The organism is Iodobacter sp. CM08, assembly GCF_033446605.1.
Classification (GTDB): Bacteria; Pseudomonadota; Gammaproteobacteria; order Burkholderiales; family Chitinibacteraceae; genus Iodobacter.
On the sequence record NZ_JAWQUO010000003.1, the window covers coordinates 75483 to 90405 of the forward strand.

General features: G+C 49.8%; 7 protein-coding genes. All 7 read left to right on the forward strand.

Features of this window, described 5'->3' with window-relative positions; genetic code table 11:
* The first annotated feature begins 82 nt into the window (after positions 1-82).
* Positions 83-400 carry a DUF2782 domain-containing protein gene (locus tag R6242_RS02190; protein WP_293936755.1) on the forward strand — a complete coding sequence of 106 codons (318 nt, stop codon included), beginning with the start codon at positions 83-85 and terminating at the stop codon, positions 398-400.
* A 223-nt stretch (positions 401-623) separates the two neighbouring features.
* Positions 624-1562 (forward strand): homoserine kinase, encoded by a 939-nt coding sequence (locus R6242_RS02195; protein ID WP_318423272.1) that lies wholly within the window; start codon positions 624-626, stop codon positions 1560-1562.
* On the forward strand, positions 1559-2950 hold the full coding sequence (locus tag R6242_RS02200; RefSeq protein WP_318423274.1) for an FAD-binding oxidoreductase: 1392 nt from the start codon (positions 1559-1561) through the stop codon (positions 2948-2950). The genes R6242_RS02195 and R6242_RS02200 overlap by 4 nt, the downstream gene beginning before the upstream one ends.
* A 110-nt stretch (positions 2951-3060) precedes the next feature.
* Positions 3061-5244 carry a type I secretion system permease/ATPase gene (locus R6242_RS02205; RefSeq protein WP_318423275.1) on the forward strand — a complete coding sequence of 728 codons (2184 nt, stop codon included), beginning with the start codon at positions 3061-3063 and terminating at the stop codon, positions 5242-5244.
* A gap of 2 nt (positions 5245-5246) precedes the next feature.
* Positions 5247-6668 (forward strand): HlyD family type I secretion periplasmic adaptor subunit, encoded by a 1422-nt coding sequence (locus tag R6242_RS02210; RefSeq protein WP_412099467.1) that lies wholly within the window; start codon positions 5247-5249, stop codon positions 6666-6668.
* On the forward strand, positions 6665-7267 hold the full coding sequence (locus R6242_RS02215) for a response regulator transcription factor (RefSeq protein WP_318423278.1): 603 nt from the start codon (positions 6665-6667) through the stop codon (positions 7265-7267). The genes R6242_RS02210 and R6242_RS02215 overlap by 4 nt, the downstream gene beginning before the upstream one ends.
* Before the next feature lie 152 nt (positions 7268-7419).
* Positions 7420-14892 carry a retention module-containing protein gene (locus R6242_RS02220; protein WP_318423280.1) on the forward strand — a complete coding sequence of 2491 codons (7473 nt, stop codon included), beginning with the start codon at positions 7420-7422 and terminating at the stop codon, positions 14890-14892.
* Positions 14893-14923: the final 31 nt, after the last annotated feature.

A 14923-nucleotide genomic window follows, 5' to 3' on the forward strand; every position in this document is an offset into this window, starting at 1 on the left:
CATGATAAAAGACGTCTAATTAGCGCTTGCCTGTGTAAAGAATAATTCAGACTCCAGTATCGACTTTAACAAGGAAACCACCATGCGCCTTATTTTGCTTAGTCTATTACTGAGTAGTTATGCTTTTGCTGCGTCACCAAGTGATGCGCCACCGCCTTTGCCCGCCAAGGGAAGCGAGGCAAAAGTGCTCGATGAGCCAGAAATCAAGGTGATCGAAAAATCTGACGCAACCATTGCTGAGTATCGCTTAAAAGGTAAACTTTACATGATGAAAGTAACGCCTAAAGTGGGTAAGCCTTATTTCTTGATCGATAAAGAAGGGCAAGGGCGTTTTGATCGCAGTGACGATTTGGGTGGCAGCAATTTATCTGTACCCCGCTGGGTTATTTTTGAATTTTGATGGTGTAAGTCATTTCATTTTGAGTCCACGAACAATATAAAATCCACGAAAAAATCAATGCAAATTCTTGAGCTAAATGAGCTGATCCACGGGCTGCACCCCAGTTTGATTTGCGGTGCGGCTTATTAAATCAAGCCATTTTTTGTGCATTGAGTGGTCTGCCTATTGTTTGATTTTTCGTGGATGAAAAACTAGTTTAAGAATGCCCATTTGAGCCAAATCTATGTCAGTTTTTACCACCGTGACAATGGAAGACCTCGGTCCCTTCCTAAAGCGTTACTCCATTGGCAGCTTGCTTGAGCTTAAAGGCATTGCCGCTGGGATCACAAACACCAATTACTTTGTGACCACCACGCATGGCCGCTATGTACTGACTTTGTTTGAAACCTTGGCGGCGGATGAATTGCCGTTTTATGTCAATTTGATGGCGCATCTGGCCCATCATGGCATTGCGGTTGCTGCACCGATTGCGAATCTGGAAGATCAATACGTTGATGAGCTAAATGGCAAGCCAACGCTGCTGGTGCAGTGCGTACCTGGCACGGTGGTGGATGAGCCTAGCGCAAACCAATGCGCTGAAGTGGGTGAAATGTTGGCGCAAATGCATTTGGCTGCGCGTAGTTATAAGCAGCAGATGCCCAATCCACGTGGGCCAATGTGGTGGAATGCCACCGCACCACAGTTATTTGACTTGATGCAGGCGGATGAGGCTGAGCAATTGCGCGCCGAGTTGGCTTTACAGGCCGAGCATCGTTTCGATCACTTGCCCCAAGGCGTGATTCACGCAGATTTATTCCGCGATAACGTCTTACTTAATGGCGATCGTGTGGGCGGTTTTATTGATTTCTACTATGCCTGTAATGATGCCTTGGTCTATGACTTAGCCATTACGCTGAATGATTGGTGCGTAACGGAGTCAGGCGATATCGATCAGGCGCGGGCAAGGTCATTGCTGCAAGGTTATCAGGCGATTCGCCCCTTAAGCTTGGATGAAATTGCCGCGTGGCCCTTGGTATTGCGCGCTGCAGCGCTGCGTTTTTGGGTATCGCGTTTATATGATTTTTATAAGCCTGCGGCCGGTGAAATGACCTATGCCAAAGACCCTGGGCATTTTCAGCGGGTGATCAGTGCGCATGCAAAACGGCAGGATTTTTGTTTGTGAATATTTTTTTAGATGAATTACGCCTATTGCTTGATACGGCAGGCGTGTTAAGTGGTAAGGATACGGCGGCTTATTGCCTAGATCAGCGCCGTCGTTATCAAGGCGCAGCGTTGGCAGTGGCGAGGCCACGCAACACAGCAGAAGTGGCGGCCGTGATTAAGCTTTGCGCTCAGCACGGCGTGGCAATTGTTCCGCAAGGGGGAAACACCAGCCTTTGTGGCGCTGCTACGCCTGATGCATCAGGGAAGGCGCTGGTTTTGTCCACAGAGCGCATGAACCGAGTGCTCAAGGTAGATAGTGATAACAACACCATTATTGTGGAAGCAGGAGCCATCTTGGCCGATGTGCAGGCGGCTGCGCGTGCCGCAAATCGCTTGTTTCCTGCTGATTGGGCCGCAGCTGGTTCTTGCCGCATGGGCGGCGCTTTGGCGACCAATGCGGGTGGGGTGAATGTGCTGCGTTACGGCAATATGCGTGAGCTGACCTTGGGCTTGGAAGTGGTGCTGCCCAATGGTGAAGTGTTGGATGGTTTGCGCGGGCTCAGAAAAGACAATACTGGTTATGATTTAAAGCAGCTGTTTATTGGCTCTGAAGGCACTTTAGGTGTGATTACTCGTGCGGTACTGCGGCTTTATCCTTTGCCCACGGCGCATGCAACGGCCTTGGTGGGCTTGGATCATCCTGCCGCAGCGGTGGAGTTGCTCCGTGGTATACAGGCGGCGGTGGGCGATCGAGTGACCTCGTTTGAGCTGATTTCCAAGCCTTGTTTTGAGCTGCTGGCTAAGCAATATCCTAGCTTACCTCACCCTTTTAAGCCTTTGCCTGAATGGGCGGTGTTGTTAGAGCTATCCGATGGGGGTAGCAGCGAGGTATTGAGCGATCAATTAGCGCAAGTGCTGCTTACTTTGGGCTGTGAAAATTCCTTATTAGCGCAAAACAGTAAGCAAGCCAAAGATTTTTGGCAGTTAAGAGAGCATATCCCTGAGGCTCAACGTAGAGAAGGCGTAAGTATTAAACATGATATTAGTGTGCCAGTAGGTAGCATTCCTGACTTCTTAACAGAATGTGGCCAAGCGTTGGCGGCGGTTTTAAGTGATGCAGCCATTATTGCTTTTGGTCATTTGGGCGATGGCAATTTACATTACAACGTATTTAGAACGGATAAAACTGCAGCGATTTACTCAGATGAGCCTATGGTGAATGATATTGTTTATGCCTGTGTTGCAAAGCATAACGGCAGTATCAGTGCAGAACATGGGATTGGGCAATTAAAACGCCAGCATTTGGCTAAATATAGAAATCCGCTAGAATTAGCATTAATGAAAAGCATTAAACAATCGTTTGATTCGGCAGGAATTATGAATCCTGGAAAAGTATTACTCGATTAAAGCAAATGTAATCATTTACTTATATATTAGTGTTAATTAAGTAATGTATATGTTTTAGCTTACATTCTGCGTAGAATATCTTTTCATAACTACTAAAATGAAATTCAGGTATGAGCGAGTCTAATCCCAGCCATTCGAAAGCTTCTGACCGCCCTGATTGGCGTGTGGGTGAGCATCAAAGCCGCTTTGATCCACTCTTGGATTGTTTGGCCGAGCTAACACGCATTCATGGCTCCCCTTGGACGTGTGAAGCTTTATCTGCTGGCTTGCCTCTGAGCGATAATCTCTTATCGCCTTCTCTTGTGCCGCGTGCTGCGGCTCGAGCAGGTCTATCTGCTCGAGTGGTGCGCCGTGCCTTGAATGAATTACCCACCAGTTTATTTCCTGTCATTTTACTACTTAAAGATCGCGGCGCTTGCTTACTGCTGGAATGGTTGGATGACGGCATGGCACGTGTGTGCTTTCCTGAAACAGGTGAATCATCTGAGCTGCTGAGTGCCGAGGCATTACAAGCGGTGCATACCGGCATCGTTATTTTTGTTCGCCCCAAATTTAGATTTGAAGCCCGCGCACCAGAGCATGGCGCGGTGCGTGGCCGCCATTGGTTTTGGAGCGTAGTTAAAGATAATTGGCGTTTATACCGCGACGCTCTATTGGCTGCGCTACTGATTAATACGCTGGCGTTGGCCATGCCGCTGTTTTCGATGAATGTTTACGATAGGGTCGTGCCCAACCATGCTTTAGAAACACTGTGGGTGTTGGCGATTGGCGCTTTGGCCGTATTAACGTTTGATTTCTTATTGCGAACGATCCGTGGCCATATTATTGATGTGGCGTCTAAGCGTATTGATGTGACCTTGTCTGCTTTGATTATGGAGCGAGTACTCGGAATCCGTATGGAGGCGCGGCCCGCTTCAGTTGGCTCTTTTGTGGCTAATTTGCGCGCTTTTGAATCGGTACGAGATTTCATCGCCTCAGCCTCTATTACTACCTTGGTTGATTTGCCTTTCGTGCTAATTTTCTTGCTGGTGATGGTATGGATCTCGCCGTGGTTGGCGGTGCCTGCCATGGTTGGCATTGTGCTGGTGGTGGGGTTTACCTTGCTGGCCCAAGATAAAATGCGCGAAATGGTTGAGTTAACTCAGCGGGCATCCGCACAGCGCAATGCCACTTTGGTTGAGGGCTTGGTCGGGATAGAAACCATCAAGGTGATGGGCGCAGAGAGCGAGTTTCAACGTCGCTGGGAGCGGTCAACGCACTTCTTGGCCCAAGTGGGCTCAAAACTTAAATTACTTTCATCAACAACGGTGAATTTTGCGTCGTTTATTAGCCAATTGGTGAGTGTGGTTGTGATTATTGTGGGGGTGTATTTACTTACCGAAAACATGGTCACCATGGGGGGGATTATTGCCGCCTCTATGTTATCTGGCCGTGCTTTAGCCCCGCTTGGGCAGGTGGCTGGCTTGTTGATGCAATACCAAAATGCACGCACCTCGCTGGCGGGAATTGAATCTCATATGAAGTTGCCGGTTGAGCGCCCGCAAGATAGTAATTTCTTACATCGCGAATCGTTCAGGGGTGATATTGAATTTAAAAACGTCAGTTTTGCCTATGCCGGTAGTGATGAAAAAGTGCTTAATAATGTTTCATTTAAGCTTAAATCCGGTGAAAAAATGGCCATTATTGGCCGGATTGGCTCAGGCAAAACCACGATCGAAAAACTGATCCTTGGCCTCTACTACCCAACCGAAGGGGCGGTATTAATTGATGGTGTGGATACGCGGCAAATTGATCCCGCCGAATTACGCCGTGCCATTGGCCATGTGCCACAAGAACCCATCTTATTTTATGGTACCTTGCGCCAAAATATAGCGATGGGTGCGCCATTTGCAGACGATAGCAGCATCTTGGCGGCAGCGGATTTGGCAGGGGTGAAGGAGTTCTCTGATTTGCATCCACGCGGTTTTGATATGCTAATTGCGGAGCGGGGTGAGTCCTTATCCGGCGGCCAGCGGCAAGCGGTTTCGATTGCTCGCGCTTTATTGAATGACCCACCAATGCTGTTGCTGGATGAGCCAACCAGTGCCATGGATCATCTTTCTGAAGAAAAACTAAAAGCACGCCTGAAGGCTTACGTCACGCAAAAAACCTTATTGCTGGTTACACACCGCACCTCTTTGCTGGATTTGGTTGATCGCTTGATTGTGCTTGATCAAGGGCAAGTGGTTGCAGATGGCGCGAAAGCGCAGGTGATTGAGGCCTTGCAGCAGGGCAGAATAGGTAGGACGAGCTGATGATGGAGATGCAAACCGTTAAGCCTACATTTTGGCGCAAAAAATGGCAGACCATAGTGAGCAAAAGTTCGCACTGGTTTGATCGCTATTTATTCAGAGGCGAAGCTGCGGATGTCGTTGATCATAACGATTTTATTGCCGATGCCGATTGGGTGATTGTTGAGCAAAGCTCGCGTGGTGCAAGGATCTTGGTCTGGGTATCCGCTTTAACCGTGCTGGTGGTGCTGCTTTGGGCTAGTTTGGCAAAAATTGATGAAGTCACACGCGGTGAAGGCAAGGTGATTCCTTCACGGCAGATTCAGGTGATACAAAGCTTAGATGGCGGGATTGTAAAGGCTATCTTAGTTAGAGAAGGTCAGCAGGTTAAGGTAGGACAATTACTGATTACGATTGACCCAACTCGCTTTGTGTCGTCATTAAAAGAAAATCGGGCGCAGTATTTGTCGTTGAAAGCCAAAGCGGCGCGGCTGGAAGCTCTGGCTTCGGGTAAAGATTTTGTAGTGCCTACCGAAGTACAGGCCGAAGCGCCAGAAATCGTGATTCAAGAGCGTGGCTTGTATGAATCGCGCCGTGCTGAAATGAATGCTTTGATTAGTGGCGCACAGCAGCAACTGGTGCAACGTGGGCAGGAGCTAAACGAAGCACGTACTCGCCGCGAACAAGCAGGCCAAGGCTATGCGCTGACTTTGCGTGAGCTGGAAGCCACTAAGCCTTTGCTGAAGAGTGGTGCCGTTTCTGATGTAGAAATCTTACGTCTAGAGCGCGATGTTTCGCGTTATTTGGGCGAGCGTGATTCTGCAGGCTCGCAAATTCCACGTATCCAATCGGCCATGTCTGAGGCTGGCAGTAAGATTCGTGAGGTTGAGCTTAGTTTCAGAAACGTCGCGCGTTCGGAGCTGGGCGAAACAGTGGGCAAGCTCAATAGCTTAACGGAAGGCAGCGTTGCCCTCGCGGATCGAGTCAAGCAATCAGAAATACGCTCGCCGGTGAATGGTACTGTAAAGCAATTGCAAGTTAATACCGTGGGTGGCGTGGTGCAGCCCGGCAAAGATATTATTGAAGTGGTACCTGGGGATGACGCGCTGCTATTAGAAGCTAGGATCTTGCCGAAAGATATTGCCTTTTTACGCCCTGGCGCCACAGCAATTGTGAAATTTACAGCCTATGATTTTTCTATCTACGGTGGCTTGGATGCCAAGCTAGAGCACATCAGCGCAGATACCGTTGTGGATGAAAAAGGTAACGCTTTTTATATTGTTAAAGTAAGGACTAATGCCAGCTTCTTGAAAGCAGGAGAGAAAAAACTACCTATTATCCCTGGCATGGTCGCTGAGGTTGATATCTTAACTGGTAAAAAAACAGTGCTTTCCTATCTGTTAAAACCGGTACTCCGTGCAAAATCTAATGCGTTGACTGAGCGATGAACTTCTCCATTTTAACTGCCGATATCTCTTTGTTTGCACACATCCAGCAGGGTACTCAGCAAGAGTTCCTAAGGCTGGATTCTTTGCCTGCATTAAGCCAGCTTAGCGGTAGTGTGGTGCTGATTGATTTAGCCTTGCCTACCTTGCCAGCATTGAGCGATGCCAGTTGGCTTACATATACAGCGTCTAATCAGGTGCTTTTTTTAAGCTCAACACCCAGCGATGCAGAGCACCTAGCCGCATTAACGGCGGGCGCGCGGGGCTATTGCCATGCCTATGCTGCCAGTGAGTCTTTGCAGGCTATTCTTAATGTGGTGGCTGCAGGTGGGGTTTGGGCAGGGCCGGCTATTTTGCAGGCGCTGATTCGCTCGATGCATAAATTATTTGCACCCAAAGATACTCAGGCTTGGATGGGGCCACTGACAGAGCGGGAGCGTGAAGTGGCCACTTTAGCCGCTAGTGGCAGTGCAAATAAAGAAATTGCCCGTGAGTTGGGTATTACTGAGCGTACAGTTAAATTTCACCTCAGCTTGATATTTGAAAAGCTGCATGTCAGTGATCGCTTACAACTTACGCTGCTGGCTAAGGGAATACGCTAGCAATATTTACATTGCAGCTGTGTGTCAGAGTAGCCCCGTTTATACGGGGTTTTTTTCTGACCAGCGGCCCTTGCTGCTGTACTCAGGTACAGTAGGAATGCCGCATGAATAAGCTTAGCCTGAAGCCTAACTTATTCACTGGTTGACCTATCATGGCCGAGCAAATTAGTACAAGCAAACCCAACGTTACCGTTGTTCATATTGATGGTAGCGTTTTTTTGCGAGATGCAACTGGGAAGTCTGTGCCTTTAAAAGAAGGCCAGCAGTTGAATGAGAATGAAATTTTTGTTACCTCAGCAGATGGGCGAGTGCAACTGCTGATGCCCAATGGCGAGCTGCTAGAAATTGGTGGGGATCGCACGGTACAGGTAGATGCTCAGATGCTGGGCACAACCCCCGTTGATACCGCATCAGCGGCCATTGCCGATCTAAATGCTTCAACAGATAAAATTGCTGCGGCAATTGCCAGCGGCAAAGATTTGACCACTGAATTAGAAGCAACCGCTGCGGGTTTGGGGGGCGCTGGGGGCGCTGGAGAGGGCCACTCCTTTGTTGAGTTGGGGCGAATTGCTGAAGGTGTAAATCCGCTGGCGTTTAATTTTGCGGGTTCTGATTTAGGCACAACAGATCTGCCTCTTGTAGGCGCATTACCTATTCAGCCCAGCCCAAATCCATCCATTTTGGGCGCAGATGCAGTGAGCGTCGCAGAAGATACCCCCGCGTCTGGCAATGTACTCAGTAATGATAGTGATGCTGATGGCCCTCTCAGTGTTACTGGTTTTACAGTTGCGGGCTTGCCCGATACGTTTGCCCCCAACCAGCAGGCAACGATTCCAAATGTGGGCACCTTGGTTATTGCGCCCAATGGTGATTTCACCTTTACACCTGTCGCTAATTACAACGGGCCAGTGCCGGTCGTGACTTATAGCGTGATTGATCCTGTTGGAGGAACCGGCAGCAGCACCTTAACGCTCACCGTTACCCCCGTTGATGACCCCGCAAATTTACAAGCCGATGTGGCCACGGCAGCTGAAGATACTCCGGCAACGGGTAATGTATTAAGGAATGATAGCGATCCGGATGGCGCATTAACGGTAACAGGCTTTACTGTCGCTGGCCTGACTGGCACGTTTACAACTGGGCAGCCTGCCAGCATTCCGAATGTGGGTACCTTGTTGATTGCGGCTAATGGTGATTACACCTTTACTCCCCTTGGTAATTACAACGGCTCCGTACCAGTAATTACATACAATGTGGTCGATCCACAGGGTGGGACAGGCAGCAGCACTTTAACTATCACCATTACACCTGTTGATGATCCGGCAAAGTTACAAGCAGATACCGCAACCCTATTGGAAGACACCCAAGCAACAGGTAATGTATTAACCAACGATAGCGATCCAGATGGCGCTTTAAAGGTTACGGGCTTTACCATTGCAGGCCTAACTGGCACGTTTACCACAGGCCAGCCAGCCATCATCCCCGGCGTAGGCACTTTGGTGATTGCACCCAACGGGGATTACACCTTTACCCCAGAAAGCAACTATGACGGGCCGGTTCCCGTTATCACCTACAACGTAACTGACCCACTAGGCGGCACGGGCAGTAGCACGTTGACACTGACTATTACACCCGTTGATGATCCTGTGATTAGCAAGATCGAAGTCGGCAATCCTGGGATTGCGGATGACAATGTGGTTGAAGGTAACAACCTCGTCTTCAACGTTACCCTCAGCACCGCTACGACCAAAGTTGAAAGCTATGCCTTTAGTTTGGGTGGCGGCAGTGCATCGGCTGCGGACTACGGCACAGCCACCTTTAGCAATGGTGTGACCTATGATGCCGCTACCGGCAAAATCACCGTGCCAGCGGGCGTGACCAGCTTTGCAGTCACCTTGCCAACCGTTGATGACACTCTGGTTGAAATCTCTCCAGAAACCGTACCGCTCACGATTGGTGGTGTCACAGCCACTGGCGGCATTCTGGATAATGACAGCCCAGCTATCAGCAAGATCGAAGTCGGTAATCCAGGTATTGCCGATGACAATGTGGTTGAAGGTAATAACTTAGTCTTCAACGTTATCCTCAGCACCGCTACGACTAAGGTTGAAAGCTATGCCTTCAGCCTTGGTGGCGGTAGTGCATCAGCAGCGGATTACGGCACAGCTACCTTTAGCAATGGTGTGACCTACGATGCCGCTACCGGCAAAATCACCGTGCCAGCGGGTGTGACCAGCTTTGCAGTCACCTTGCCAACCGTTGATGACACTCTGGTTGAAATCTCCCCAGAAACCGTGCCTTTAACTATCGGTGGTGTTACCGCCACCGGCGGCATTCTGGATAATGACAGCCCAGCTATCAGCAAAATCGAAGTCGGTAACCCAGGCATTGCGGACGACAACGTGGTGGAAGGCAATAACCTCGTCTTTAACGTTACCCTCAGCACCGCGACGACTAAGGTGGAAAGCTATGCCTTTAGTTTGGGTGGTGGTACAGCCAGCGCTGCCGATTACGGCACAGCCACCTTTAGCAATGGTGTGACCTACGATGCCGCCACCGGCAAAATCACCGTGCCAGCGGGTGTGACCAGCTTTGCAGTCACCTTGCCAACCGTTGATGACACTCTGGTTGAAATCTCTCCAGAAACCGTACCGCTCACGATTGGTGGTGTCACCGCCACCGGCGGCATTCTAGATAACGACAGCCCCGCCATCAGCAAGATCGAAGTGGGTAACCCAGGCATTGCGGATGACAATGTGGTGGAAGGCAATAACCTCGTCTTCAACGTTACCCTCAGCACCGCTACGACTAAGGTTGAGAGCTATGCCTTCAGCCTCGGTGGTGGTACAGCCAGCGCTGCCGATTACGGCACAGCTACCTTTAGCAATGGCGTGACCTACGACGCTGCTACAGGCAAAATCACAGTGCCAGCGGGCGTGACCACCTTTGCAGTCACCTTGCCAACCGTCGACGATACTCTGGTTGAAATCTCCCCAGAAACCGTGCCTTTAACTATTGGTGGTGTTACCGCGACCGGCGGCATTCTAGATAACGACAGCCCAGCCATCAGCAAGATCGAAGTCGGCAATCCCGGCATTGCGGATGACAATGTGGTGGAAGGCAATAACCTCGTCTTCAACGTTACCCTCAGTACCGCTACGACTAAGGTTGAAAGCTATGCCTTTAGTTTGGGTGGTGGCACAGCCAGCGCTGCAGATTATGGCACAGCTACCTTTAGCAATGGCGTGACCTACGATGCCGCCACTGGCAAAATCACAGTGCCAGCTGGCGTGACCAGCTTCGCAGTCACTTTGCCAACCGTCGACGATACTCTGGTTGAAATCTCCCCAGAAACCGTGCCTTTAACTATTGGTGGTGTTACCGCGACCGGCGGCATTCTAGATAACGACAGCCCAGCCATCAGCAAGATCGAAGTCGGCAATCCCGGCATTGCGGATGACAATGTGGTGGAAGGCAATAACCTCGTCTTCAACGTTACCCTCAGTACCGCTACGACTAAGGTTGAGAGCTATGCCTTTAGTTTGGGTGGTGGTACAGCCAGCGCTGCAGATTACGGCACAGCCACCTTTAGCAATGGCGTGACTTACGATGCTGCCACCGGCAAAATCACCGTGCCAGCGGGTGTGACCAGCTTTGCAGTCACCTTGCCAACCGTCGACGATACTCTGGTTGAAATCTCCCCAGAAACCGTGCCTTTAACCATCGGTGGCGTAACCGCCACAGGTGGAATTCTGGACAACGACAGCCCAGCCGTCAGCAAGATCGAAGTCGGCAATCCTGGTATTGCGGATGACAATGTGGTGGAAGGCAATAACCTCGTCTTCAACGTTACCCTCAGCACTGCGACGACCAAAGTTGAAAGTTATGCCTTCAGCCTCGGTGGTGGTACGGCCAGCGCTGCAGATTACGGCACAGCGACATTCAGCAATGGTGTTACTTACGACGCTGCTACCGGCAAAATCACAGTGCCAGCGGGCGTGACCAGCTTTGCGGTCACCTTGCCAACCGTCGACGACACTCTAGTTGAAATCTCCCCAGAAACCGTGCCTTTAACTATTGGTGGTGTTACCGCGACTGGCGGGATTCTGGACAACGACAGCCCAGCCATCAGCAAGATCGAAGTCGGTAACCCAGGCATTGCGGATGACAATGTGGTGGAAGGTAATAACCTCGTCTTCAACGTTACCCTCAGTACTGCTACGACCAAAGTTGAGAGTTATGCCTTCAGCCTCGGTGGTGGCAGTGCATCAGTGGCAGACTACGGCACAGCGACATTCAGCAATGGTGTTACTTACGATGCTGCTACCGGCAAAATCACAGTGCCAGCGGGCGTGACCAGCTTTGCAGTCACCTTGCCAACCGTTGATGACACTCTGGTTGAAATCTCCCCAGAAACCGTGCCTTTAACCATCGGTGGTGTCACCGCCACCGGCGGCATTCTGGACAACGACAGCCCAGCCATCAGCAAGATCGAAGTCGGCAATCCCGGTATTGCGGATGACAATGTGGTGGAAGGCAATAACCTCGTCTTCAACGTTACCCTCAGCACCGCTACGACCAAAGTTGAAAGCTATGCCTTCAGCCTCGGTGGCGGCAGTGCATCAGCTGCAGATTACGGTACAGCCACCTTTAGCAATGGCGTGACCTACGATGCCGCCACCGGCAAAATCACCGTGCCAGCGGGTGTGACCAGCTTTGCAGTCACCTTGCCAACTGTTGATGATGTTCTTATTGAAGCTTCCCCAGAAACTGTGCCACTTACGATCGGTGGTGTGACCGCAACCGGTGGGATTCTGGATAACGATGTTAATCAGGCCCCTGTCATTGGTAATGCCAGTGCTACGGTTTCAGAAGAGGGTTTGCTTGGAGGGATTAAAGACTCTACAGGGTCACCAACAGATACTACTGACAGCACCGTTAGTACGGGCACGATTGCAATTAGTGATCCTGATAGCCCTGTTTTAACAACCTCTTTGATTGCACCAACAACAGCCTTGTCGTCTGGCGGGCATGCTTTGGTATGGAGCGGAAGTGGTACGCATGATTTAGCCGCCACGGCAGGTGTGGGTGGCCCTGTTGTTGCAACCATTAGCATTGATAATGCAGGACATTACACCGTTACCTTAAAAGCGCCGATCGATCATCCGGTGAATAGTGTTGAGGATGTGAAATCATTCAATGTGGGGGTTAAAGTCTCTGATGGTGCTTTAAGCTCAACCGGCACGCTAACCGTTAATGTTGAAGACGATGCCCCAGTTGGCCATAGCCAAACGGCTAATGTGCAGATTCCAAATGTGGATAGCAATTTGGTCCTGACGCTGGATATTTCCGGCAGTATGGGAGATCAAAGTGGCATTGCAGGTAAAACAAGGCTACAGGTTGCTAAGGAAGCGATTGCTAAATTAATCGACGATTATGATATTTTGGGTGACGTTAAAGTAATGTTGGTGACGTTCAGCTCCTCCTCTGTCACACAGCAAAGTGGTGGGCAAACATGGATGTCAGTCAGTGAGGCTAAAGCTGTTTTAGCTGGGCTTATTGCTGATGGGGGGACAAACTATGACGCTGCCGTTGGCCAAGTAACGACTCACTTTACGGATGCAGGCAAGATTGTTGGCGGGCAAAATATTGGCTATTTCTTCTCTGATGGCGCACCTAATCCTGGGCTAGGTTTAGATGCAACTGAAGAGCATGCTTGGACGACTTTCTTGCAGGCTAATCATATTAATTCACTCGCTTTGGGCTTAGGCTCAGGGGTAACCGACGTTAATCTGAATCCGCTTGCATACAATGGCACAGGATCAGGATCAGGCTCAGAAGCTAATGCCATCATTGTGACTGATTTGACGCAATTGCCGCCTATCCTAAGGGATACGATAGTGGTTCCAAATGCGGGTGATTTAACTGGGACGATTGCTGGTGTGACATCGGGCTTTGGTGCCGATGGCGGCCATATGAATGACATTACCGTAGATGGTGTGAAATACACTTTCAATGTGGCGGGTAATTCAATTACCACCACGGCTGCGGCGGGTGCTTATTTATTTGATGCGGCGACTCATCAATTAAAAGTGAATACCGTTTTGGGTGGGCAATTTGCGATCGATATGGATGATGGCAAATATACCTACACCCCTCCAATCATTAAAACTTCTGGTAGTAGTGAAAATATTGGATTTACCTTGATCGACAATGACGGCGATTTAGATCAATCAAATAGCCATCTCACTATCAATGTTGTTCCGCCCGCACAAGGCAGTACCTTGCAATTAAGCGCTTCAACAACAGCGATTGCTGATAGCGCCCGTGGTTTGCATGGTGAGTTCTTTGGCTATAACAACGATCCGGATAAGGCCGGTGGCGTGGTTTATAACGTGCAAAGCCAAGATAATACCGTTGGAAACCTCGACAATATCAGCGATATCACATCGGTGATTAATGGCCGCCAAGGCAGCAATATTGTGGGTACGCAGCTTGAAGCCAGTGCGGCGGCCAGTGATGCCACATTTATTGCAGACGCAATTAAATACGGTATTACTCCAACGGTTACTGGAAACTTAGGGACTAATAATGCGGTCATTGCAGGCTCTGCAATTACTACGGGTAATCTGTATAACTTCCTAGGTGCTAATAACGCAGGGGCAGATACCGCTGGATTAGCCGCAACCAGTACTTTTGGTAATACCACGGACTCCATTATGCGGATGGTGGGTGGGGCCTACTTTGCTGCAGGCACTTACGATATTCGAGTGTTAGCAGATGATGGTTACCGCATCGCAATCGATGGGCAATCGGTGTTTGAATACAATGCCAATCAACCGCCAACCTTCAGAGTGCAAACCGGCGTGGTGATTAGCGAAGGAATGCATAACCTAGAAGTGCTGTATTGGGAGCAGGGAGGTAATGCAGCCTTGCAAATAGAATTTAAGCCAACAGGTTCTGCCGATAGTGCTTATGTCACCCTAGGGATTAATGACATGGCCTTGTTCCATGGCACGCAAGCCCCAGTGCTCACTGAGCTGCAAGATATTATTGAAAATCCAAGTAGTAATGGGCATTACCTTGTACGTAGTGGGCAGGAAGTAACCGGCACCAATCTATCCGATACGATTACCGGCTCGGCGGGGCGCGATATTATTCATGGTGGCGCAGGCCAAGATGTGATCAATGCGGGGGCAGGGGCAGATCGTATTGAAGGGGGTGCGGGGAGTGATACCTTAACGGGTGGCTTGGGGGCCGATACTTTCCGCTGGGCTTTGGCGGATAAAGGAGTGGTTGGTACGCCTGATATCGATAAGATCACTGATTTTAATAGTGCAAGCTATAACGCGGGTGGGGATCGCCTAGATTTGCGGGATTTATTGCAATCAGAAAACCACACGGTAGGTTCGGGCAACCTCACTCAGTATTTGCACTTCGAAAAATCTGGCACCGATACCATTCTCCATGTCAGCAGTGCCGGTAGCTTTACAGGGGTATTTAATGCAAATAGTGATGATCAACGCATCGTATTATCAGGCGTTGACTTAACCAGTAATGGCAGCCTAGCGGATTCAGCAATTATCCAAGACCTGCTAAATAAGGGTAAGTTGGTTACTGATTAATGAGTTAATACTTAAGTAAAACGGCCAGTGC